The following is a 23,414-nucleotide window of genomic DNA, read 5'->3' as shown; positions in this document are numbered from 1 at the left end:
TTTAGTTGGCAAGGAACCTGCGGCCTTCCCGAGGCGAAGACAAGTCCTGCCGCACAAATAATCACTCGATAAACAAGCTTGACCTTTGAAGAGGGCGGCCCTCTAATCGGGCAAACCAAAATTGGGCCCGGGAGGCCACGCCCACATGAAAGCTGCGGCTTTCGCCTACGCCCGCGCGACCAGCGTCGTGAACGCGCTGGAGTTGCTCGCCATGCACGGCGACAAGGCGAAGGTTTTGTCGGGCGGTCAGAGCCTGATGCCGGCGATGAACTTGCGGCTCCTGTCTCCAGACATTCTGGTCGATATCGGCGGCCTCGCCGAGTTGCGCGGCATCACCGTGACGGGAGACGTGCTGGTCATTGGCGCGCTGACCCGGCACGTCGATCTGCTCAGATCGCCGGAGGTTGCACTGCACGCGCGGCTATTGCGCGATGCCGTTGCCCACGTTGCCCATCCCGCAATTCGCAATCGCGGAACGATCGGCGGTAGCCTCGCTCACGCCGATCCTGCGTCGGAGCTGCCGGCCTGTGTTGTGGCGCTCGACGCCACGATCGTTGTTCGGGGCTCGGCCGGCGAACGCCGGATTGCTGCGACGGAGTTTTTCAGGGGAATTTACGAAACGGCGTTGTTGCCGGACGAGTTGCTTGTCGCGGTCGAGGTGCCGGTCGCAGGCCAAGGCTCGACATTTTTCTTTCAGGAGTATGCCCGGCGGCATGGCGATTACGCTGCCGTTGGCCTCGCCGCCCGTGCCGTAGTTGCGGCCGGCAGGTTCTCAGCCCTTGGGCTCGGCTTCTTTGCGGTTGGCGATCGGCCATTGCTCGCAGCGGCCGCCGGCAAACTGATCGATGCCGCCGTAACGCCCGCCTTGCTCGCAGAGGCGACGAGCGCGCTGGCCGATGAACTCGATCCACAGGAGGACCAGCAGGCGACTGCGGCCATGCGTCGGCACCTCGCCACGGTCCTGCTCCGGCGCTGCGTGGCCGCATTGCTCGGGCGGCCAGAACTGGAAACGGGAGTCGGCAAGTGAACGCTGCGGTACCGGTCTCGCTTCTCGTCAACGGCGAACCCATCGACGCCATCGTCTTGCCGCGGCTCAATCTTGCCGATTTCCTCCGGGAAAATCTCAAGCTGACCGGAACCCACATTGGGTGCGAGCACGGCGTTTGCGGCGCGTGCACGGTCCGGATCGATGGCGAGATCGTTCGCTCCTGTCTGATGCTGACGGTCCAGGCGCAGGGCGCTTCAGTTGAGACAATTGAAGGGTTGTCTGACAGCGGTGAAATAGCCGATCTTCAGGCGGCATTTCGCGAACGCAATGCATTGCAGTGCGGTTATTGCACGCCTGGGATGCTGATTACGGCGCAGGACCTGCTGAAGCATGTGTCCGTGCCTGATCGTCGAGCGATCCGCGAGCATCTTTCCGGCAACTATTGCCGCTGCACAGGCTATCAGGCCATCGTGGATGCGGTGGAGGCGACAGCCAGAACGCGCGCGGAGCGGGGCGCATGACGGTGACGCGGGCGCCAGCAGTCACGCTTTCGGTGCTTGATCGCCCGAATTCCTACATCGGCAAGACCGTGCCGCGGCCGAATCTCGACAGGTTGCTGCAAGGGCGCGGCCAATATGTCAGTGATCTGGAATTGCCGCGGATGGCGCACGTGGTTTTTCTACGGTCGCCACATGCCCACGCCAGAATCGCCGCGATCGACGCCGACGCGGCGAGACGCATGCCGGGTGTCGTTTCCATCGTCACGGGCCGTCAACTTGAAGCGGTCATCACGCCGTGGGTCGGGGTGCTCTCGCATCTGAAGGGACTGAAGTCCGCGCCTCAGCGCGCAATCGCGCTCGACCGCGTGTGCTGGCAGGGCGAGGCCGTTGCGGCGATCGTGGCGACCAGTCGTGCGGCAGCCGAAGATGCCATGGAGCATATTTCGGTTGACTACGAGGAGCTTGAGGCCGTCACGGACATGCGTGCCGCGCTCGATCCGGCATCCCCGGTTATTCATGCTTCGCTTGGTGACAATCTTGCCTTTGAGCGGACGCTCGACGCCGGCGACGTCGACCATGCATTGTCGGGGTCCGAACTCGTCGAGGCCGACTTCGTATTCGGGCGCCACACTGGCGTGACGCTTGAGCCGCGCGCCGTCGTTGCCGACTGGAACGCGGCCGAGGCGCGGCTCACGATCTATCAGGGCACCCAGGCGCCCCACATGGTGCAGAACATCGCGGCGCTGCATCTTGGGTTAAGGGAAGCGCAGGTCCGAGTGGTCTGCAAGGATGTCGGCGGCTCGTTCGGCATCAAGGTCCATATCTACGCCGACGAAATGGCGACCTACGCGCTGTCCAAGCTGCTGCGTCGGCCAGTCAAGTTCGTGGCGGACCGCGTCGAGAGCTTCAACACGGACATCCACGCCCGCGATCATCGGTGCAGGGGAAGGATCGGCGTCAGACCGGACGGTATGATTACGGCCTTCGAGATCGATGACCTGACGGGGATCGGCCCGTATTCGATGTATCCGCGCACCAGTGCCATCGAGGCAAATCAGGTGGTCAATCTGGTCGGTGGGCCCTATGTCACGGCGAATTATCGGGCGCGGGCCCGCGTCGTTTTCCAGAACAAGAACGTGATGTGCCAGTACCGGGCGGTCGGACACCCGATCGCCTGTTCGGTCACTGAAGGCCTGGTCGATCTGGCGGCAGCGAAGATCGGCATGGACCCCGTCGAAATCCGGCGGCGCAATCTGATCGCCGACGATGCCTATCCGTGTGCATCACCCTCGGGCATGAAGTTCGAGCAGCTCTCGCATCACGCCTCGTTGACCAGGCTGCTTCAAATGATGGATTACGACGCGTTGCGCGCTGAGCAAGCGGCCTTGCGCGCCAGAAACGTCCATCGAGGCATCGGAATCGCGAGCTTCATCGAGGTGACCAATCCCAGCGCCGCCTTTTACGGCGTGGGCGGCGCGAAAATCTCATCGCAGGATGGCGTTGCGGTCCGGCTCGACGCGCAAGGGTCGGTGATCTGCCAGACCAGCATCACGGAACAGGGGCAAGGGTCGGAATCGCTGACGGCCCAGATCGTCGGCAGCGTGCTTGGCGTTTCGATGGAACGCGTTCGCGTCATCCTGGGCGACACCGACCATACGCCCTATGGCGGTGGCACCTGGGCCTCGCGCGGCGCCGGCATCGGCGGCGAAGCTGCATTGCAGGCAGCCAAGGCCCTGCGAGAGAATATCCTGAACGTCGCCGCGGCCATTCTGCAATCGACGCCGGCCGAACTCGATATCGTCGACAACGGTATCGTCAACGCCGCCGATGGCGCGCCGCGCATCGAGCTGAACGAGCTTGCGCGGATCGTCTATTTTCGACCGGACACCCTGCCGCCCGGCATCCAGCCCGAATTGATCGCGACCCGGCATTTCGTTCCGCGTCAATATCCCTTTGCGTTCACCAACGGCGTTCAGGCCTCTTGGCTCGAGGTCGATACCGAGACCGGGTTCGTCAAGCTGCTGAAGCATTGGGTTGTCGAAGACTGCGGCACCATCATCAACCCGCAACTGGTCGACGAGCAGATCCGGGGCGGGGTCGTGCAGGGGCTCGGCGCGGCGTTGTTCGAGAAGTGCATCTACGACGAACGCGGTCAGCTGACCAATGCCAATATGGCGGACTATCTGGTCCCGATGTCCGGCGAGATGCCCGATATCGAGGTCGGCCACGTGGTGTCTCCAACGCAGGAATCGGAGCTGGGAGCCAAGGGTGCAGGGGAGGCGGGGACGGCCGGCGCGGCAGCTGCGGTTGCCAACGCGGTCAATGACGCGCTCCGGCCGTTTGGCGCAACAATTACCGAGATTCCGCTCACGCCTCAGGTTATCCTGACCGCCCTGGGACGGATCTGAGTGGAGACGTTCCGGGCAACGATAATACCATAAGCAAAACGCAGACAGTTCTTGGGGAGGAATAGTCATGACGAAGAAGGTCATCAAAGCTGGATCGATATCGCGGCGTCGTCTGCTGACGACGGCAAGCGCCGGCGCCGTTCTCGCCGTCTCGCCTTTTCGCATCAATCTGCTTCAGGCCCAGGAAGCGCCCATCAAGATCGGCTTCCCGGTTCCCTTGACCGGTCCATACGGCGCCGAGGCCCAGGACCAGGTGCGGGCGGGTCAGCTTGCTGTCGCCCAGTTCAATGATGCCGGCGGTCTCAACGGCCGCAAGGCCGAGCTCGTGGTGCGCGACGACAAGCTGAATCCCGGTGAGGCGGCGACGCGGACCCTGGAATTGGTCGAGAAGGAGAAGGTGAATTTCGTCGTCGGCAGTCTGTCCGCGGCGGTTCAGCTCGCGATCAACAACGTCACCAAGGAACGCGGGGTCATCTTCAATTCGATCAGCCAGTCCGACGCCATCAACGAGGCGGCAGATTTCAGCAAATACACGTTCCATGAAGCGCTGAACCCGCACATGACGTCAGGGGCGGTCGGTCGCTACGCCTTCACCAAATTCGGCAAGAAGGTTGCCTTTCTCACGGCGGACTATGCTTACGGTCACGAGATGGTTCGCGGCTTTCTCGAGGTCGGCAAGCAGTTCAACATCGAGAATCTCGGTGACATCCGCCATCCGTTAGGGACGACTGATTTCTCGACCCTGCTGCCACGTCTCCAGGCGCTGAAGCCCGATATTCTCTGCATCAGCAATTTCGGCCGCGACCAGCAGATCGCACTGAAGCAGGCAACCGACTTCGGCATCAAGAAATCGATCCAGATCATCGCGCCGCTGCTGTCGCATGCCAGTCGCGTTGCGGCAGGCCCTCAGGCATTCGAAGGCGTCGTCGGCGGCTGCTCGTTCTTCTGGGGCATCGAGGACAAGTTCGCCTCGACCAAGGCGTTCAACGACGCGTTCCGCAAGATGTATGACGGCAAGTTGCCGACCGACTACGGTGCGCTCGGCTATGGCGGTGTTCGGACGGTGCTCGAGGCGGTCAAGCGCGCGGGCAGCGTGGAGACCGACAAGGTCGTCGCGGCATTGGAGGCTCTGAAGTACGACTACTACAAGGGGCCGCAATACTATCGCAAATGCGATCACCAGTCGGTGCAATCGGTGCTCGTGATCAAGTCGAAGTCCAAGGACATGAAGAACGAGTCAGATGTGTTCGAGGTTCTATCGACCGAGGAGCCTAACGAGAAGAACCTGCGTAGCTGCGACGCGCTTGGCCACAAGAGCTGAGCCATGCGCCGGCGCGCACTGCGGGGCGGTGCGCGCCGCGCTGAGGGGGACAAATGGCGGGCCTGAGCTTTGACCTGATTGCACTGCAACTATTCGCCGGGCTGGCGCTCGGCGCCATCTACGTGCTGTTTGCGATCGGCCTCTCGCTGATCTTCGGGATGTTGACCGTCGTCAACTTCGCCCATGGCGCGTTCTACATGGTCGGCGCCTATGTCGGGCTGTACCTGATTTCGATCGGCGGCAATTTCTGGCTCTGCTTGCTGGCGGTGCCGCTTCTGATCGGGCTGTTCGGCCTTGCCGTCGAGCGCGTGCTGATCCGGCCGCTTTACGGCCGCGGCATCGATTATCCACTGCTGCTGACCTTCGGGCTGAGCTACGTCATGGTCGAGTGCGTGCGCATTGCCTTCGGCAAGACTGGCTATCCCTTCGATACGCCCGAGCTGCTGCAGGGGGCCGTCAACATCGGTGTCGGATATTTTCCGCTCTACCGCCTGTTCGTGATCGGCGCGACGGCCGTCGTCTTGTTGGCGCTATGGCTGTTTCTGGAGAAGACCAGCTTCGGACTCATTATCCGCGCCGGTGCCCGCGATCCGCAGATCGTCCGTGTCCTCGGGGTCGACGTTTCCAGGGTCTGGTTGATCGTGTTCGGGATAGGCACCGCGATTGCTGGCTTTGCCGGGCTGTTGGCTGCCCCGCTTCAAGGCGTCATTCCCGAGATGGGCGGCACGATTCTCGCCGAGGCTTTCGTGGTGACCGTCGTAGGAGGCATGGGTTCGATCGGTGGCGCCGTACTGGCGGGCCTTCTCGTTGGTATGGTGGTCAGCATGACGTCGCTGTTTGCGCCCGAGATGGCCAAGGTTTCGATCTTCGCCCTGATGGCGATCGTCCTGATCGTCCGTCCCCAGGGCTTCTTCGGCCGCGCCGGATTGATGAGCTGAGAACCAGGGATGACCGGAGCCACCGAATCCGTCAAACAGCTTCGTGCCACAACGGGCAGTTGGTACGAATTCGCAACGCGGCATCGCGCCAGCATTGTGGCCGCGGTGATCATGATTTTCCCGTTGGTGATGCCGTTCACGGCTCTCGCGGTGAACATCCTGATCTATGGATTGTACGCCGTCGGCTTCAACCTCGTCTTTGGTTATCTCGGTCTGCTGTCGTTTGGTCATGCCGCGCTGTTCGGGACCGGTGCCTACCTCTGTGGCATCGCCATCGTGCATTTTGGCTGGCCATGGTATGCGGCCATCGCGGCCGGGATCGCCGGCGGCCTGTTGATGGCATCGTTGATTGGCGTGCTCGCGATCAGGACCCGCGGCATCTACTTCGCGATGGTAACGATGGCGCTGTCGCAATGTGTCTACTACCTGTTCTATCAGGCGGTTGACCTGACCGGTGGCGAAAACGGCCTCCGCGGCATCAACGTCCGTACCATCGATCTGTTCGGCTTGCGGCTCGACTTCATCAATCCGATGATCCGTTACTATGTCATCGCGGCTTTTGTGATTGCCGCTTTTTTCGTGATGTCGCGCATTCTCGCCTCGCCATTCGGCGCCGTCATTGAGGCCGTGCGGGAGAATGAGATGCGCGCCCGCGCGTCAGGCTATGACGTCACCAAGACCCGATTGCTGACCTTCGTTTTGTCAGGCGGCTTCTGCGGCCTCGCGGGAGCCTTGCAGGCGCTGCATCTGTCGATCGTTCCGATCGAGATCCTGCACTACGAGACCTCGGGCCTGGTCGTGATGATTGCTCTCCTGGGCGGTATGGGGACGTTCTTCGGGCCGATGATCGGTGCCGCGGTGTTCCTGGTCCTGGAGAACGTGGTCTCCGTGTGGACGGTTCATTGGCAACTGATCGTTGGCGCCATCTTCATTGCATGCGTGCTGTTCTTCCCCGCCGGCATCTGGGGCACACTGATCGCGCGAGGCAGGCGATGAGCGCCGCCGAAGGCCAAACCAAGGAAATCATTCTGCGCACCAGGGACGTCGGCAAGACGTTCGGGAAGTTTGTCGCGCTGAACAATATCTCGGCGGAGTTTTCCCGGGGAGCGATCACCTCCATTATTGGTCCGAACGGGGCCGGCAAGAGCACCTATTTCAATTTGCTGTGCGGCGCGTTTGCGCCCACCAAAGGCAGCGTTGAATTCGAGGGCAAGGATGTCACCGGCCTGCCGCAGCACCGCTTTGCGCATATGGGCATCGCCAAGTCCTTTCAGATCACCAGCGTGTTTCCGCAGCTCACGACGCGTGAAAACATCCGCGTCGGTCTGCAGGCGCTGGTGTCGAGATACGATATCTGGCGTCCCCGCGCGCGCCTGACCGAGCTAGTCGAGCGGGCGGACGAGCTGCTTGCCCTGGTCGGATTGTGGGAATCTCGTGAACGTGCCGCCAAGACGTTGGCCCATGGCGAGCAGCGGGCGCTGGAAATCGGCATGGCGCTTGCCAGCCAACCCCGGTTGCTGTTGCTGGACGAGCCGACGGCCGGCATGAGCCCGGAGGAAACCCGGACCATGATGGATCTGATCGTCAAGCTCGCAAAGGAGCGTACGGTCATCCTCGTCGAGCACAAGATGAAGCTGGTGCTCGGGATCAGCGATCGCATCCTCGTGCTGCATCACGGAGAACTTCTCGCCGAAGGAACGCCGCAGGAGGTCCGGCAGAACGAGGCGGTGAAGCGGGTCTATCTCGGCCAGCGGGAGCATTGACGAATGCTGCAGATCAGCAAGCTCAATGCCTGGTACGGCGCAAGTCACGCGCTGCAGGACATAACGCTCGAAGTGACCAAAGGCGAGATCGTCTGCCTGATCGGTCGCAATGGAGCCGGCAAGACGACGACGCTGAAATCGATCATGGGGTTGATGGGACGAACGCGCGGCTCGGTCACCTTCAAGGGCAAGGAGCTGCTGAGCCGGCCGGCGCATGTGCGCTTCGCGCTGGGACTGGCCTATGTTCCCGAAGAGCGACGGATTGTGCAGGGATTGTCGGTCCGGGAAAATTTGCGGCTCGGGCTGGTGGCGTCGCCGGCGAAGAAGCGGGAAGCCGAGCTGATCGACGAGATCGCAGGAGTATTCCCACGGCTGGCCGAGCGCATGGACCAGGAGGCGGTCACGATGTCCGGCGGCGAGCAACAGATGCTGGCGATCGCGCGGGCGATGATCGCAAAGCCCGACCTGATCATGCTGGATGAGCCTTCGGAGGGCATCATGCCGGTCCTGGTCGACGAGATGTTCGAGCTATTTCGCAACATGAAGGCGCAGGGAACGACGGTGCTGCTGGTTGAGCAGAATGTCGAGCTCGCGCTTGGCATCGCCGATCGTGCTTACGTCCTTGATCAGGGGGCGGTGGTGCACCAGGCGTCGGCGCAGGCCCTGCTGGCCGACGACGAGATCAAGGAACGATATTGTTCGGTGTGAGCGGGCTGTCCGGTCTCCCGCCGGCGCGAACGGACCTTACTCCGCAGCGCGCGCGATCGCGTCGGCCTTGCTTGTGGTGACGACGACCTTGATCGCGTCATCCACGCGATCCCGTGCATATCTGAGCGCCGTCGGCAGGTCGGCCAGCGGAAACGTATGCGTGTGGATCCTTGTCGCGTCGAACCGCTTTGCCGCCATCAATTCCATGGCGCGGCGCGTGGCGCTGCGGCCCTCGCCGCGGATCCCGTAAGCGTAGATGTTGTTTCGCACGAGATGTGCGATGTCCAGCGTCGCAGCCTCGTGCGGGAAGGCGGCCAGACAAATCTTGCCGCCGCGGTTGGTCATGTGAATGGCCTGGTTGAGCGTCGCTTCGGTGCCGGCACATTCGACGACATAGTCCGCGCCGATCCCCCCTGTTAGTTGCTTCACGACCTCAACGGCGTCTTCGTCGTTGATGTTGATGACGCGGTCGGCCCCCAATTCCCCGCCGATCGCCAGCCGCTTGTTGCGCGTGCCGGTCAGAATCACCGGGCTTGCGCCAAGCGCCTTGGCCACAGCAACTGCGAGAAGTCCGATCGGTCCCGGGCCGATCACCACGACGCTCTCGCCGGCCACCAATCCTCCCAATTCCGTCAAGCCGTACATCGACGTGCCTGCGGTCACCACGAGCGTGGCCTCCGCGTCGCTCATGCTATCCGGTACGCGCGCCAGAGTATTGATGTGGTTGACTGCGTACTCCGCGAATCCGCCGTCGGTCGTAAAGCCATTGGCGCGGTGGCCCTTCTCCGGCTTTCCATAGTTGAGACAGGACGTGTACATGCCCTGGCGGCAGCGTTTGCATTGGCCGCAGCCGGCGTGGATCTCGACGCTGACCCGCTCACCGATCCTGAATTCGTCAACGTCCGGTCCGAGTGCGGCGACCGTGCCCATGTATTCGTGGCCCGGCGTGAAGTTCTTGTTGAAGGGCAGGCCGCCCTCAATGCTTGCCGGCGACCCGGCATGGATGATTTCGAGATCGGTGGCGCAGATCGCAACCGCATCGATGCGCACCAGCACCTCGGCACGCGCGGGGACCGGCGTCGGCTTTTCGCAAAGCAGGAGCCGGCCGGGGTCACCCAGGACCCAGGCCTGCATCAGGCCGGGAACGGGCAGATCAGGCGATGTGTTGACGCCGGGCGGCTGGTACATGGGCTTCCTCTTTCGGCCGTCAGCCTAGCGCGAAACCAGTGGCTGCCGCGAGCACCCGATGGTCGGCATCGGAGCCGTTGCATTTGCTGCACGGCAGCAAGCGCGTCGCAAAACATTCATACGCGGCCTATACTTGGTCCTCCGCTTGATGTTGAAATCCTCATTGCATCCTCTCCCAGACCGGAGCCTCCCATGAAGACCGTCCGCCTTGTCCTTGCGTTGCTGGCGCTGATGCTGATCGCGCCGTGGCAATCCGCCAGGGCGGCCGACGTGATCTGCTACAATTGTCCGCCGGAATGGGCGGATTGGGCCTCGATGCTGAAGGCGATCAAGGCGGATCTCAACTACGATATCCCGCATGACAACAAGAATTCCGGTCAGGCATTGGCCCAGATCCTGGCCGAGAAGAGCAATCCGGTCGGCGATATCGGCTATTTCGGCGTGACCTTCGGCATGAAGGCCAAGGCCCAGGATGCGCTCGAGCCCTACAAGCCGGCGCATTGGGATCAGGTTCCGGCCGGCCTCAAGGACCCCGACGGCTACTGGACCACGATCCACTCCGGCACGCTCGGCCTGTTCGTGAACAAGGATGCGCTTGGCGGCAAGCCGGTGCCGGCCTGCTGGAAGGATCTCCTGAAGCCCGACTACAAGGGGATGGTCGGCTATCTCGACCCGTCGTCGGCGGCGGTCGGCTATGTCGGCGCGGTCGCCGTCAATCTGGCGCTCGGCGGCTCGCCAGGCAACTTCGATCCGGCGATCAGCTTCTTCAAGGAGCTGCGCAAGAACGATCCGATCGTACCCAAGCAGACGTCGTATGCCCGCGTCGTCTCCGGTGAGATGCCGATCCTGTTCGACTACGACTTCAATGCCTATCGCGCGAAATATTCGGAGAAGGGCAACTTCGAGTTTGTGATTCCCTGCGAGGGATCGGTGGTGTTTCCCTATGTCGTTGGTCTCGTGAAGAACGCGCCCGACAAGGAGAAGGCCAAGAAGGTGATGGACTATCTCTTGTCCGACAAGGGGCAGGCGATCTGGACCAATGCCTATCTGCGTCCGGCCCGCCCGATCGAGCTGCCGGCTTCCGTGAAGGGGAAATTCCTCCCCGACAGCGACTATGCCCGCGCCAAGAGCGTCGACTGGGGCGAGATGGAAAACGTGCAAAAAGCCTTCGTCGACCGCTATCTCGCCGAGGTTCGCTGAGGCAATATGGTGCCCTTCGCCGGGGCACCATTCTTCCGATGTCGCAAAAATCCTTCGTTTGGCTCTGCCTGCTGCCGCTCGCGGTCGTGACCACGGCATTCTTCCTGCTGCCCATGGCACGGCTGGTTGTCGCAGGCGCCGAAGGGCCGCATGGGCTCGCCGGATATCTCGCCATCCTGACCGAATCTCGTTATCGCGCGACGCTGATCAATACCGTGCTGCTGGCCGCGGCAACGACCGTCGTCACGCTGATCGTGGCGACGATCGCCGGAATGTTTCTGCAGCGGCACCGCTTTCCAGGCCGGGCCGTGCTGATCGCGATGCTGACCTTTCCGCTGGCGTTTCCCGGCGTGGTGGTCGGCTTCATGATCATCCTGCTGGCGGGGCGGCAGGGGCTGATCGGCGATCTGTCGAACCGGATCTTCGGCGAGAAGTTCGTCTTCGCCTATTCGATCTACGGGCTGTTCCTCGGCTATCTCTACTTCTCGATCCCGCGCGTGATCCTGACCATCATGGCGGCCGTGCAGAAGCTCGATGTCGGTCTGGAAGAAGCCGCGCGTTCGCTCGGCGCCAGCCCCTGGGCGGTCCAGCGTGACGTCGTGCTGCCGGCGCTGGCGCCGGCCTTCGTTGCGTCCGGCGCGATCGCATTTGCAACCGCGATGGGCGCCTTCGGGACCGCGTTTACGCTGGCGACGAATATCGATGTGCTGCCGATGCTGATCTATACCGAGTTCACGCTGGCCGCCAATTTCGCGACCTCGGCCGCGCTGTCGGTGGGACTTGGCCTGATCACCTGGCTCATCCTCGCGCTCGCCCGCTCGTTCAGCGGCAGCGCGGTCGCGGCGGCCGGGTGAACGCATGCGCGATCGCTTGATCTTCACCGGCCAGTTCATCTTCACGCTGCTCGTGGCGGCATTCCTGGTGGTGCCTGCGGGGCTTTCGATCTCCGCCGGCGTCACCGTGAACTACTTCCGGGGCATCCAGTCCGGCGTGACCCTGCAATGGGTCGCGCAGGTCTGGGAGCTCTATGCCGGCACCATCCTGCTCTCTTTCGTGATCGCATTCGCGACCCTTGCCGTCACACTGCTTGCCGGCGTTCCCGCAGCCTATGCGCTGCATGCGCGGGGAGGCCGGCTTGCGCGCATCGTCGAGGAGATCATCACGTTGCCTTTGGCGATCCCCGGGCTTGCGATAGCGCTCGCACTGCTGCTCGCCTATGGCAGCTTCGGCGACTTTCGCCGTTCCTGGCTATTCATCCTGGTTGGACACGTGATCTTCACCATGCCGTTCATGGTGCGGTCGGTGATGGCGGTGTTCGCGACCGTGGACATCAAGACGCTGGATGAGGGGGCGGCCTCGCTCGGGGCATCGCCATGGCGACGCTTCCGCGACGTCATCGTGCCGAACGCGCTACCCGGAATTCTCGCCGGCGCGCTAATGGTGGTCACGCTGTCGCTCGGCGAATTCAACCTGACCTGGATGCTGCATACGCCGTTGACGAAGACACTGCCGATCGGGCTCGCCGACAGCTACGCCTCGATGCGGCTTGAAGTGGCGTCGGCCTATACGTTGATCTTCTTCGTGATGATCATTCCGCTGCTGGTCGCAATGCAGCTATTGGCCGACAGGGATCACAAGCGATGAGCACGGCCGGGCATGGCGCAGCGGTGCGGATTGAGGCGTGCGGCAAGACCTTTGCCGACGGCACGCGCGCGCTCGATCCCGCGACCCTCGACATTGCGCGTGGCGAGACGCTGGTGCTGCTTGGGCCGTCCGGCTGCGGCAAGACCACGATGCTGCGCATCATCGCGGGCCTCGAGCTGCCAGATGTCGGCGGCAAGGTCCTGTTCGACGGCAAGGAAATGACCTCGGTCCCGATCGAGCGGCGCAATGTCGGGATGGTGTTCCAGTCCTACGCCCTGTTCCCCAACATGACGGTGGCGGACAATATCGCCTACGGGCTGAAGATCCGCGGTGTTGCCAGGGGCGAGCGTGCCGCACGCGTCGCCGAGCTGGTTGCTCTGACGAACATCACGGGATTGGAGAATCGCCGCATCGACCAGCTTTCGGGCGGCCAGCGTCAGCGCGTCGCCCTGGCGCGCGCCGTCGCGATCCGGCCCGGCATCTTGCTGCTCGACGAGCCCTTGACCGCGCTCGACGCCGCGTTGCGGGACCGGCTGCGCAGCGAGCTCAACCGGCTGTTGCGAGCGCTTGGGATCACGACGATCTATGTCACCCACGATCAGTCCGAAGCCATGGAATTGGGCGACCGGATTGTCGTGATGCGGAAAGGCGCAATCGCCCAGATCGGTACGCCCCGCGAGGTCTACTTCGCGCCGAAGGACCGGTTTGTGGCGGAGTTCATCGGAGCGGCGAACATTGTAGAGGCTCCGGTCGAGAACGGGGCATTGATCCTGCCCGGCGGGCGACTGCCGATCGAGGGTGCAGCGACGAGCGCGAACGCGACCGTCATGATCCGCCCCGAAACCATTCGCGTGACGGAGGCGGGCGCGGGTTTGCTCTCGGGACTCGTCGATTCCGTCAGCTTCATCGGCGACCGGCAGCGGCTCGTCGTGAGTGATGCATCGAGCAAGCCGCTCAATGTCGACGCTCCCAACACGATTCAAGCCAGGATCGGCGATCGTGTCGGGCTTTCGATCGCGCCCGACGCTGTCCGTCTGCTCCCTTCCGAACCACGAGATTGATCGATGCCGTCGAAACCGGTCCTCATCGCCCAGATTTCCGACCTCCACATCAAGCCGCCGGGAGCGTTGGCCTATGGCCGGGTCGATACCGCGAAGGCGCTTGAACGCTGCGTGGTGGCGATCAATGGATTCGAGCCGGCGCCCGATTTCGTCGTCATCTCGGGCGACCTTGTCGATACGCCGTCGGTCGAGGAATACGACCATCTCAAACGACTGCTCGCGCCGTTGCGCGTTCCGTTTGCCGGAATTCCCGGCAATCACGATTCGCGTGCGTGGATGCGCGCCGCGTTTCCTGCCGGACCCTATGTTCACGCGACAGGCCCGCTCGACCAGAAGATCGAGGTGAATGGCCTCGATCTGCTGCTGCTTGACTCAAGCGTTGCCGGGAAGCCTCATGGCATGCTCGAACCGTCGACGCTGCAATGGCTGGACGCGACACTGGCGGCAGCAGACCGGCCCGCGCTGCTTTTCCTGCATCACCCGCCGTTCAAGGGCGGCATCTGGCACATGGACCGCCAGGACCTTTTCAATGCCGCAGAACTGGCAGCAATCGTCAGGCGCCATCCGCGGGTGCGTTTGATCGGCTGCGGGCACGTCCATCGTGCCATGCTGACCTCCTTCGCCGGGATTCCCGCGACATTGTGCCCCGCGCCGAACCATGCGGTCGACCTGGACCTCGGACAGCTCCGCGAACCGTCGTTCAAGGTGGAACCGCCGGCATTTCACTTGCACACGTGGTTTCCCGGGCCAGATTTTGGACAATTGGTCACGCACCAGGTCCCGATCGGTCAGTTTGACGGGCCGCATCCGTTCTTTGGGCCAGACGGCAAGCTGCTGTGAGCTGGCTGCGTTGACCCCTCGTACAGACGGATCCACCAGGCGAGATTGTCGCGGATGGGTCGGGCATGTCGGATCAAGGGCAGCCCGCAGCTGCAATTGAGCGTTGCATCGACGCAGATTTATTCCAAATTGTACCTTGGATGCCTTCCATCCCAACTGCGCCGGCCCGGACCTTTGTTGCTGTAGGCCCGCGGGGGGGCTATACTTCCGTCTGCTTTCATTGATCGATGGCTTTGTCGGCGTCCGCTGTGCTGGCGGGCCGATTGAACGCAACACAATCAGTCTGGATCACGATGACCGGCGCGTCGCCCATAGAACGAACTTCCGGCGCGCCGTTGTTTTCGAACAACAAGCTGTCGGTGTTGCGCAAGCATCCCTATTTCGCCGATCTCGAGCCCGAGGCATTCGAACAGCTCTGCCGCTACGCCAAGCACACTACGCTGAAGCGGGGCACGACGATCTTTTCCAAGGGCGATCCAGGCACCAGCCTGATTGCGGTGATCTCGGGCACGGTCAAGATCAGCATCTCGTCGCCCGATGGTCGCAACGCGATTTTGAACCTGATCGAGGCCGGAGAGATCTTCGGCGAGATCGCGCTGCTCGACGGCTTGTCGCGGACGGCCGATGCCACCGCCAACACCAATTGCGAGCTGTTCGTCATTGACCGGCGCGAGTTCATTCCGTTCGTGCGCAGCCAGCCGACGCTTGCGATGAAGTTCATCGAACTGCTTTGCGAAAGACTGCGCCGGACCAGCGATCAGGTCGAGCAGGTCATCCTGCAGAACCTGCCCGGCCGTCTGGCCAGCGCGCTGCTGCGCCTGAGCGACAAGCACAAGCCGCAGGGGCGTACCATCTCGATCACCCAGCAGGAGATCAGCGAGATGGTCGGGATGACGCGCGAGAGCATCAACAAGCAGCTCCGGGCGTGGGCAATACGCGGTTGGGTCAGGCTCGAGCATGGCGCGATCGTCGTGTTGAAGCGCGAGACCCTCCAGGAGCTGGTCGACGCCGGGGCGAACGACGGCGAGTAGTCGCGCCGGCTGCCCGGTCGGTCGCGCATTTCACGAAACGGTGAGCTGAACAAGGCCTGTGAAGCCATTCACATCGGCCTTGCGTGCGCTGCGGTAAGTGACGCGTCAGGGCAGCACAATATGGAGGAATCCATGCAGAGCTCTTTCGACAAGCGGCGGCAGAACCCACAGCACAATTACCAGAGCTTCAGCATCAAGCTTGTCGCGCTGCCGCTGCTCGTCATCGTTGCGCTGATCGGGATGCTGGTCAGTCACCCGGCTGCGGTCAGATGGATATCGGACGCGGCGCAAGCGGAGTTCGTCGGAACCGACGCCGTCTACACTGATCCGATACCCAATATCGCGCAGGTGGCACCAACGGTGCGGCCGGGCAGCGAGATCCGGACGGTGAAGGCCTACTGATCGTTGATGCCGTCGTCGCGCAAGGCGCGACGACAGGCGCTTGTTCAACAGCAAGCCGTCCTCACGCGGCTACTCCAAGCAGCTTTGCTGCGGTCCGCCCGAGAATATTGGCCTTGTCATCGTGGCTCAGCGACGACGAGGCGAAGATGTGGTCGACCGGCGCCAGTTGCCATGGATAGGGATAGTCGCTTCCCAGCACGATCTGGCCGGCGCCGACCTGGGCGGCGAGGTGCCGGATCGCCTCCGGCGTGAAGATCAGAGAGTCGAAATATATCTGCTTCAGATACTCCGCCGGCGCCTTCTGGAGCTTGATCTCCGGATTGCATCCCTTGGGTCCAACCAGACAGGCATGGTCCGAGCGGTCGGCGTACGAGCCAAGATAACCGCCGCCATGTGCGGCGATGATTTTCAGCCCCGGGAAGCGATCGAGCGTGCCCTCGAAGATCAAATGGGAGAGTGCGATCGTGGTCTCGAGCGGATTGCCGATCGTGTTGCCAAGCCACCCATTGCCGGAGAGCCGCTTGTTGAGCTCGGGCACGCCCTGCGGATGGATGAACAAGGGAACGCCGAGTTCCTCGGCCTTGGCCCATACCGGATGAAACTTCGGATTTGAGAATTCGGCGCCGTCGACGACACCGCCGATCGCAGCGCCCTTCAGCCCCTGCTTTTTCACCGCCGTTTCCAGCTCCTGCACCGCAAGGTCCGGTGCCTGCAGCGTCAGCGAGGCGAACGCCGCGAACCGGTCGGGCTTCGAGGCACAGAGTTCGGCGAGCTTTTCATTCTGGATTTTCACGATCTTTCCGGCCAGATCGCGGTCGCGGTCGTACCAGAACGGATTGATCGAAAGCACCTCCATGTCGATGGCCTGCGCGTCCATTGCAGCCAGTCGCTTGTCGATCTCGATGAAGGCCTCGCTGGCGCCGTTGACCGGCGGCAATTGATATTTTCCGGCGTCCGCGCCGAGCAGCGCGCCCGCCTCGCGGAAATGGCAATGCGCGTGAATGTCGATCGTCTTGACACGTTTGCCGTTGACCGTGACCGGCAACTGCTGGCGCGGTTGCTGCGCATTTGCGTTGTGGACGAGCCCGCAGCCGCAGAACACGATGCCTGCCGCCGCATTTGCTCCCGCTTTCAGGAAATCCCGCCTTGTAGTCATGACGATCGCCTCCCTGGTTGTTATGTTATGGAGGGGGAGCGTAGGGATGCTGGCTAGTGCTCGCAAGATCACACGCTGTGCGTGTTGCGCAATGTTGATCTGCTCAGACCGGCTTGGTCTCCGCCTTTGCGATGATGTCGCGCCATTTCGGCACTTCGTCTGCAGTACGCCGGCGCATGCCATCGCGCTGTTTGCGGGCAAGTCGCAGTGTAATGGATAGCATTCAGTCAGATCGGCAATGCGTCACCCTGGCTCGACTTTGATCAGGCCACGAACACGACAAACGCCAATATCACGACCGCGCCGTTCAGTATGCAAGTGAAGGAATTGATCACTATCGCCACTTTCGCGAGCGCTATTTGAGCGGATTGGCGCCGCCAGCAATCTAGCTGGATCAAAGGCCACTCAGCCCTCTCGCGATTTCGCGCCGATGCCGGACATCAAAGCCCGCTGGTGCCCCAATCGTCAATTCCCCGTCGGGCTGAAACCGCGACAGACCGCCGTTCGTCCCCATCCGCTTCATGATCCACTAACCTTGCGCTTTCACCGCATTTACTAGCTGCCCAACGCGGTGTAGATGCCGATCAATTAAGACGAATTTCCTAGTAACGACGAATAGTCGATTTCCTCAAGAGCCGACGCGATCCAGCGGTGTGCGGCGGAGCCGCGTAGTCTGTTGGCGGAACGGAACGGCGATTTCATGCTAAAATGAAAGAAGCGAGGGGAAATAGGGTCTGCTTACGCCGAAGCCAAGCCGACGCGAGCACTGCCTCATCTAAGCAACAAGGAAGCGTCCTCGTGAGGAGACGGGTTCGATGGGAGGGAAAATGGACCGAAACCTTGTGATCCTGAATGTGACTGGTTCGGAGACGATGTTGCGTTCCGACGGACATGCTGCCATTCGACTGGAGACTAAGGAGATGGGCCCCGTTGCCTTCGAGGTGAATCTTCAAGCAATTGCCGCACTTCGTCGCCACTTGGCGCGCGCCGAAATACACATTCTGCAGAGCCACAATCAGACCAAAAACTGATTATCTTCAGAAGACGTCACTAAACTAAGCTGGCTATCAGATTGCCCCCTGAGGTCCGAGGGCGGGAATCCAATCGGAGGCGCCTGCAAGTCTAGAACGGCGTTGACCGCAGCGGATTTTGATTCCGCCATTCGGAGGTTCGATCCCTCCCGCCCCAGCCACATACAAGACGCTGATTTTGTTATCAAAACGGCCTTGCTCAAGGCCGGAATTTCCCGCGCATTTGGAAATTCCCTTTGCCTCCCATTTGGAAATTCTGTGCTGGTTTCGTTTTTGGTCGAAGGCAGATGAAGGTCGTCGCGCGTTGAACGTCGCTCAATTTGTCAAAATATTGAGCGGATGAACCCTGTCTGCGGGTTGTAAAGTTCCGACCGCAGCCGTTGACATCGCGTCCGGATCGACGGTTGCACACGCCGCCGCCTTTTGCAGCTTTCAACGAAGCGCGAAGTCTATCCTTGAGATCGGACGCTGGTCTTAGAAATTGCGGAGGTCTGCGTTTCGTCTCGAGGTGATGCTGCTCCATCAGCATGCTGATCGAGTTCCTTCTGCGCCAAGAGATGTGCATGCCGCTTACGGGTCGCAGCCAACGCTCGCATCATCGTTTCCTTGGCATAACCGCGATAGGCCTGTGCGGTCTTGTGGCCCGAGAGTGCGCGACCCTGGCCGTCCGTCAGTTCGGCTTCCTCGAGTTCGGTCATGCCGCCGTGTCGACAGGCATCAAGCGTGAACAGCTTTGACACGCCGTCGATCTTCTTGCGCATCTGCTGCACCACTTTTTCCATGCCAGGGTAGGACCACACCTTGGCATCGCCTTTGCGTTCACCCTTTTGGATCCGGCGCATGATCATCGGGACGCCAAGCTTGGGCAGATGGCCCAAAATATCCTCCGCCTCGGCGTAAAACTTGACGGTCTCTCCATCGAGAGTCTCTTCGAGTGGATGCCAGACCAACGCCTTGTTCTTGTGATGCTCGATGCGCACCGCGTGTGGCCAGTTCTTGCTGCGATAGTCGGGCCAAGTCAAAAACCCGGCTACCACGTTCTCAGGCCGTTGCAGCCATTCAAAGCAAATCACCGCGACGGCCGCGGGTTCAGGCCGCCCTTCTTTGATGCAGCCCCATGCAAATTTATAGACCTCTTCTCGAGTGATCGCGTGCTTCTTGGTCTTGGTACGGCTCTTGAGGGTGAAATCGTCCCAGGGGTTCGGGTGCTTCTTATCGAACAACTCTGGGTGCAGCCGACGCATGATTCGCCACACCTTTCGGCAGAGGCCGACGACCTTTTCTCCCTGCCGCAGTCTGATGCCGTTCGGGCCGTTGATGATTTTGTCGTAGATTTTATCGGCGGCTCGTGGCGTAACTTCCATGATCTGTCGTTCGCCGATCCGCCGTCCGCTTTTACCGACCGTGTCGCAGATCATTTGCATGATCCGTTCGTAGTCTGGGCGCGACCGAGCTGAGACCTTCTCAGTATACGCCTTCTCCGTCTTGTATTGTCGGAATAGCCAATCGATCGTGCCATAGCGCGCGATCTTCCCCTGGTCGCCCGGCTGCCCTCTGCGGTGGTTGTTCCATTCATCGAACAAGGCATTGAGGGTGGCAGCGCGTCCGCCTTTGCCATCGCCGCCGCATGCGGTTTCGTAGCTTGTCCCAAGTGGCTCATTCGCCATCTCGCAGCCGAGCTTCCTGTAATGTGTGGGGATGCGGAAGTAGAATGCGGTCGATCCGCGGGCAAGCCGCCGTATCTCCACGAAGCGTGGAAGTGGGCGCTCCAACGTCACAAATCCTCGGCGAGGTCGCCCGGCACGATGTCCGGCGCAATAGCTCGGTCCAGATCGTCTCTCAACCACAGCTGACGCCTCCCTTCTTTAACACGTGGTTGAGGATACTCCTTACCGACTCGTTTGAGAAAGGCCTCGACAGTCAATTCTCCGCAGTACCCTGCTGCGATTCCAGCAGACATACGGCGCGGCCAAGAACCCGCTGGAATTATGGCAGGACGTGTCATCGGATGATGGCGTGGGCTGCTGAAATCGGTTCTTTGCTGGTGCTGCCCATCATGATGATCGCCAGCAGGATTGAAACTGCGACGGCAACCGGATCGAAGAGGAGCGTAGTGCTGCGCCTGAAAAGGACACCTCGGACCTACCTGCCTCCGATGCTAGAGCGCGCCGTGGGAAGGCCGGGGGCAGGAAGTGACCTGCCGACGTAGCAGAGAGTGAGGCGGGAGGGGGCCGACACGGAGCTCGGAGAAATTGGTAAAGAGGGCAGTGGGCCGGAGTCCTACGCGCGGAGGCAGGCCGCCATGCGGTCGTAGAGGAGAGCCGATCCTGTTTCGAAGCGCCGATAGACCGATTTGTGCATCGGCGATCTCCAGTCCCTCGATCAGATTATTTCAAGTTGTAATGTTGGCCCACCAAGAATTGCCGAAACAATTGATAGCTCGGGCAAATCGCCTGCAATGCGGATGTCACGAGAGTTCACGGATCGTACCAGCATATAGAGTCAACTGATGGAGAGTTGCGCCTCAATGCGGCTGTGCTAGTACGCCCACTCTCGAATTGAGGAGCTAAAAGTGGCGAAGAAGGCAAAGAAGATGGCTACGAAGAAGAAAACTGTGCGTCGCGAATACACAAAGGCTGACGTGAAAGAGCTGCGCGCTCATTCGAAAGCGAAGACGCCCGTTGCAAAAATCGCGAAGCTCACAAAGCGCTCCGAAGGCTCACTCCGCCAAAAGGCGCTCAAGCTTGGAATCCGGCTCGGTCACCAGCGCTAGAGGCGGCTCTATGACGCTCTTCAATAGAGTGTTCTCGACCAGGACGCTGCTGCAAATCATCTGCGTTCTTGTCGCTGTTGTTGCAATGAAGTTGTTGAGTGCTCATTATGGCTTCAGCTGAGCAACCGCAGTTGGCGGTTGACTAGAGGAACAGCCTGGAACGCTGAGCAGAAAAGAAGCCCATCTACTGGCGAGCTATCATGCGGCGTTCAAGCGGATCGAATTTACCCTCTCAAGGCTGAAACAGGGGTTCGATTCCCCTAGGGAGCGCCAGACATTTCAATGACTTAGATTCGTTTTGGAAAAGTCGTTGAATATCCGTCGAATAAACGTCGGCGATCATTGGCGAACTCTGCCACGCTAATCAGCGGGCCCAGCCGCAGCCTATTCTCGCTTCCCTCGCCGGCCAAAATTCAGTGCCTCACACTGAGAGCGCGATCCACTAGTGCACGTCGGATACTTCCTTCGAACGGCAGTGAGACCCACAACGACATGCAATTCGTCTCCAACGTACGCGAAGCGCTCTTTTGCTGGTTGACCGCGCTCAACGTGCAGATGTGTATCGTGAGCAACGCGAGGCTCGTCTGTCATCTCGCCCGGTGTTCAGTTTTCGCGCTGCCACCGTCTTCGGCGTTTCGGTCGCGGTTGTTCTTGAAGGGGTCAGTTCATCACCTCGGGAATTAATCCCTTAAGGTCTAATTTTCCTCAGGCTAGGCCATACGGCGCTTGGATGCGGCCAAACCGGAATTAAATAAGTGGCCACTAGCCAACAAGAGGTCATGGCGGGCGTTTGCCGGCAATTATGTCCGGGTGACGGAGGAAAAATTGCGAAGTGACGAGTTTGTTTGCGCCGAATGCTTCGGCGATCAGGGCATGAAGGATTTTTGCCTCGCTCATGCCGAGAGAGATGAGTGCGATTTTTGCGGGGCAACCGGCACCGAGCCGATTGCAGCGCCCCTCGATGACGTGATCGAACACATCAACGGGACCATTCACCGCTACTATGACGATCCCGCGAACGCCGGCTTGCCCTATGAATCCGCCGAGGGCGGATACCAGGGCGAGACTTGGTACACATACGAAATTTTCGACGAACTGGGGCTCGATTTCCCAAAAGATAAGGGAGGCCGTCTTCAGAAGGCCATCGACTTCGGGCTCGACAACGACCTCTGGAGCGAAGCCGAACCGTTTGCTTTGTCGCGTGATCAAATCCTGCAGTTCAGCTGGGAGAGGTTCTGCCGCGTGGTCAAGCACGAGCAGCGGTATTTCTTCATGCGCGAAAAGAAGAAAAGAGGGTGGCCCTACGACGACGAGCTTTATTCCCCCGCAGAAATCCTGAAAACCACCTTCGCGTTTGCCGAGACAGCAGGGGCCTTTGTTCGCATGCCGGCGGGCACGAAGCTTTTTCGAGCGCGCTACCAACCGCCGAAGAAAATCTATGCGACCGCCGGGACGCTTGGGCCACCGCCCGAGGACCATGCGATCAAGACGAACCGCATGAGCCCGCCCGGCGTCGTCATGACCTATGCCGCCGAAGATAAGGACACGGCCCTGGCCGAAACCGCCGATGAGCCGGGTAGGTTCGCCGTGGGCGAATTCACCAATGACCGGGAGCTTCTGATCCTCGATCTGACACGCCTGCCGGAGGTTCCCAGCGTTTTTGCCGAGCTTCCGGACAGCCTCGAATACGACCCCCGCCCGCAGCTCAATTTCTTGCACAATATCAGCCGCGAAATTTCACGGCCCAAGATCGAGGAGTTGCGCGAAACCTTTGCGATGGAAAACGCCGTGGGTCTCGGAATGCGGGCGCCCGGCTTCGAGCTGCCGGATCAAACGGGGAAGGGCGTCGGCCTGAAGAACCTGCTATCCGCCGGACCGGTCGTTTTGACATTCTATCGCGGCGGCTGGTGCGTCTACTGTAATCTTCAGCTTCGAGCCTATCAGACCATCCTCCCGCAAATCCACTCCCTCGGAGCGGAGCTTGTCGCGATCTCGCCACAGTTACCGGATGCTTCACTATCCACAGCTGAAAAGAACGCTTTGACGTTCCCTGTTTTGAGCGATCGTGGAAACAAGGTGGCTCGCGATTTCGGCCTCGTCTGGGCGCAGCCCGAGGAGCTGAAGGCGGCACTCCGATCGAACGGCTTGTCCATGGAAGTCGTCAATGGCGACGGGACCTGGGAGGTACCGGTGCCTGCGACCTACGTTGTCGCGCCAGACGGCCGCGTTGCACTTGCCTCGATCGACGTCGAGTATCGCAACCGGCTCGAGCCCGACGCCATCGTGGCCGCGCTAAAATCGCTGCAATCCCGATAAGAGCGAGCGCTGACTGAAGCGCGATTGCGCTCCGGCGCGCCGGAGCTAGAGCTGCTGTCCGCGCACCAAGTCTTGACCTTTTACGCCGGGCATCGAGCATCGATGGCACACCCGAACTAGTTCGAGCCTTCCACAGTTTGGAAAGG

22 protein-coding genes are annotated in these 23,414 nt (G+C 61.1%); 18 read left to right on the top strand and 4 right to left on the bottom strand.

The window, feature by feature from the left end; genetic code table 11:
• The first annotated feature begins 145 nt into the window (after window positions 1-145).
• From J6525_RS19505 to J6525_RS19470, 8 genes are all read left to right on the top strand, one after another.
• The gene (locus J6525_RS19505) at window positions 146-1,027 is read left to right on the top strand and encodes an FAD binding domain-containing protein (protein ID WP_225645878.1); all 882 of its coding nucleotides are present in this window, start codon (window positions 146-148) and stop codon (window positions 1,025-1,027) included.
• Window positions 1,024-1,509, top strand: a complete 486-nt coding sequence (locus tag J6525_RS19500; RefSeq protein ID WP_225645877.1) for a (2Fe-2S)-binding protein — start codon at window positions 1,024-1,026, stop codon at window positions 1,507-1,509. Before J6525_RS19505 ends, J6525_RS19500 begins: the two co-directional genes overlap by 4 nt.
• A complete protein-coding gene (locus tag J6525_RS19495; RefSeq protein ID WP_225645876.1) occupies window positions 1,506-3,896 on the top strand; it encodes a xanthine dehydrogenase family protein molybdopterin-binding subunit in 2,391 nt (796 codons plus the stop codon). The genes J6525_RS19500 and J6525_RS19495 overlap by 4 nt, the downstream gene beginning before the upstream one ends.
• Window positions 3,897-3,963: 67 nt before the next feature.
• The gene (locus J6525_RS19490; RefSeq protein ID WP_225645875.1) at window positions 3,964-5,217 is read left to right on the top strand and encodes an ABC transporter substrate-binding protein; all 1,254 of its coding nucleotides are present in this window, start codon (window positions 3,964-3,966) and stop codon (window positions 5,215-5,217) included.
• Window positions 5,218-5,270: 53 nt separating this feature from the next.
• Window positions 5,271-6,155: a branched-chain amino acid ABC transporter permease gene (locus J6525_RS19485; RefSeq protein ID WP_225645874.1), complete on the top strand. Its 885-nt coding sequence runs from the start codon at window positions 5,271-5,273 to the stop codon at window positions 6,153-6,155.
• Between the two features lie 9 nt (window positions 6,156-6,164).
• The gene (locus J6525_RS19480; protein ID WP_225645873.1) at window positions 6,165-7,151 is read left to right on the top strand and encodes a branched-chain amino acid ABC transporter permease; all 987 of its coding nucleotides are present in this window, start codon (window positions 6,165-6,167) and stop codon (window positions 7,149-7,151) included.
• Window positions 7,148-7,918, top strand: coding sequence for an ABC transporter ATP-binding protein (locus tag J6525_RS19475; protein WP_225645872.1), 771 nt, complete (start codon window positions 7,148-7,150; stop codon window positions 7,916-7,918). The genes J6525_RS19480 and J6525_RS19475 overlap by 4 nt, the downstream gene beginning before the upstream one ends.
• A 3-nt stretch (window positions 7,919-7,921) precedes the next feature.
• Window positions 7,922-8,626: an ABC transporter ATP-binding protein gene (locus J6525_RS19470; RefSeq protein WP_168856020.1), complete on the top strand. Its 705-nt coding sequence runs from the start codon at window positions 7,922-7,924 to the stop codon at window positions 8,624-8,626.
• A 36-nt stretch (window positions 8,627-8,662) separates the two neighbouring features.
• Here the strand turns inward: J6525_RS19470 and J6525_RS19465 are convergent, their stop codons facing one another.
• Window positions 8,663-9,814, bottom strand: a complete 1,152-nt coding sequence (locus tag J6525_RS19465; RefSeq protein ID WP_225645871.1) for a zinc-dependent alcohol dehydrogenase — start codon at window positions 9,812-9,814, stop codon at window positions 8,663-8,665.
• 192 nt (window positions 9,815-10,006) lie between these two features.
• Here J6525_RS19465 and J6525_RS19460 point away from each other — a divergent pair, with 192 nt between their 5' ends.
• Genes J6525_RS19460 through J6525_RS19440 form a run of 5 tightly spaced genes read left to right on the top strand, consistent with a single transcriptional unit; the run spans window position 10,007 to window position 14,559 of the window.
• The gene (locus J6525_RS19460; protein ID WP_172647545.1) at window positions 10,007-11,014 is read left to right on the top strand and encodes an ABC transporter substrate-binding protein; all 1,008 of its coding nucleotides are present in this window, start codon (window positions 10,007-10,009) and stop codon (window positions 11,012-11,014) included.
• A gap of 38 nt (window positions 11,015-11,052) precedes the next feature.
• Window positions 11,053-11,868 carry an ABC transporter permease gene (locus J6525_RS19455; protein ID WP_076834043.1) on the top strand — a complete coding sequence of 272 codons (816 nt, stop codon included), beginning with the start codon at window positions 11,053-11,055 and terminating at the stop codon, window positions 11,866-11,868.
• Between the two features lie 4 nt (window positions 11,869-11,872).
• Window positions 11,873-12,658, top strand: a complete 786-nt coding sequence (locus J6525_RS19450) for an ABC transporter permease (protein WP_028336858.1) — start codon at window positions 11,873-11,875, stop codon at window positions 12,656-12,658.
• Window positions 12,655-13,719 (top strand): ABC transporter ATP-binding protein, encoded by a 1,065-nt coding sequence (locus tag J6525_RS19445; RefSeq protein WP_225645870.1) that lies wholly within the window; start codon window positions 12,655-12,657, stop codon window positions 13,717-13,719. Before J6525_RS19450 ends, J6525_RS19445 begins: the two co-directional genes overlap by 4 nt.
• A 3-nt stretch (window positions 13,720-13,722) precedes the next feature.
• Window positions 13,723-14,559, top strand: coding sequence for a phosphodiesterase (locus J6525_RS19440; RefSeq protein WP_225645869.1), 837 nt, complete (start codon window positions 13,723-13,725; stop codon window positions 14,557-14,559).
• A gap of 217 nt (window positions 14,560-14,776) precedes the next feature.
• On the opposite strand, the gene J6525_RS19435 is transcribed toward J6525_RS19440, so the two are convergent.
• Window positions 14,777-14,929, bottom strand: coding sequence for a hypothetical protein (locus J6525_RS19435; protein WP_225645868.1), 153 nt, complete (start codon window positions 14,927-14,929; stop codon window positions 14,777-14,779).
• Between J6525_RS19435 and J6525_RS19430 the strand changes: the two genes are divergently transcribed.
• Both J6525_RS19430 and J6525_RS19425 read left to right on the top strand, forming a co-directional pair.
• Window positions 14,919-15,590 carry a Crp/Fnr family transcriptional regulator gene (locus J6525_RS19430; RefSeq protein WP_225645867.1) on the top strand — a complete coding sequence of 224 codons (672 nt, stop codon included), beginning with the start codon at window positions 14,919-14,921 and terminating at the stop codon, window positions 15,588-15,590. The genes J6525_RS19435 and J6525_RS19430 overlap by 11 nt on opposite strands.
• 132 nt (window positions 15,591-15,722) lie before the next feature.
• Complete coding sequence (locus tag J6525_RS19425) at window positions 15,723-15,992, top strand: hypothetical protein (RefSeq protein WP_168856014.1); 270 nt, start codon at window positions 15,723-15,725, stop codon at window positions 15,990-15,992.
• A gap of 61 nt (window positions 15,993-16,053) precedes the next feature.
• Here the strand turns inward: J6525_RS19425 and J6525_RS19420 are convergent, their stop codons facing one another.
• Complete coding sequence (locus J6525_RS19420) at window positions 16,054-17,148, bottom strand: amidohydrolase family protein (protein WP_141342845.1); 1,095 nt, start codon at window positions 17,146-17,148, stop codon at window positions 16,054-16,056.
• Window positions 17,149-17,975: 827 nt separating this feature from the next.
• On the opposite strand from J6525_RS19420, the gene J6525_RS19415 reads away from it, so the two are divergent.
• The gene (locus tag J6525_RS19415; RefSeq protein WP_225645866.1) at window positions 17,976-18,179 is read left to right on the top strand and encodes a hypothetical protein; all 204 of its coding nucleotides are present in this window, start codon (window positions 17,976-17,978) and stop codon (window positions 18,177-18,179) included.
• A gap of 449 nt (window positions 18,180-18,628) precedes the next feature.
• Here J6525_RS19415 and J6525_RS19410 read toward each other — a convergent pair whose 3' ends face one another.
• The gene (locus tag J6525_RS19410) at window positions 18,629-19,951 is read right to left on the bottom strand and encodes a hypothetical protein (protein WP_225645865.1); all 1,323 of its coding nucleotides are present in this window, start codon (window positions 19,949-19,951) and stop codon (window positions 18,629-18,631) included.
• 800 nt (window positions 19,952-20,751) lie between these two features.
• On the opposite strand from J6525_RS19410, the gene J6525_RS19405 reads away from it, so the two are divergent.
• Complete coding sequence (locus J6525_RS19405) at window positions 20,752-20,952, top strand: hypothetical protein (protein ID WP_225645863.1); 201 nt, start codon at window positions 20,752-20,754, stop codon at window positions 20,950-20,952.
• Between the two features lie 726 nt (window positions 20,953-21,678).
• Window positions 21,679-23,268, top strand: a complete 1,590-nt coding sequence (locus J6525_RS19400) for a HEPN-associated N-terminal domain-containing protein (RefSeq protein ID WP_225645862.1) — start codon at window positions 21,679-21,681, stop codon at window positions 23,266-23,268.
• Window positions 23,269-23,414: the final 146 nt, after the last annotated feature.

The organism is Bradyrhizobium australafricanum (genome assembly GCF_020329495.1).
Lineage (GTDB): Bacteria > Pseudomonadota > Alphaproteobacteria > Rhizobiales > Xanthobacteraceae > Bradyrhizobium > Bradyrhizobium australafricanum.
Note: the sequence above shows the minus strand (reverse complement) of the source record. Positions and strands in the feature narration are given on the sequence as shown.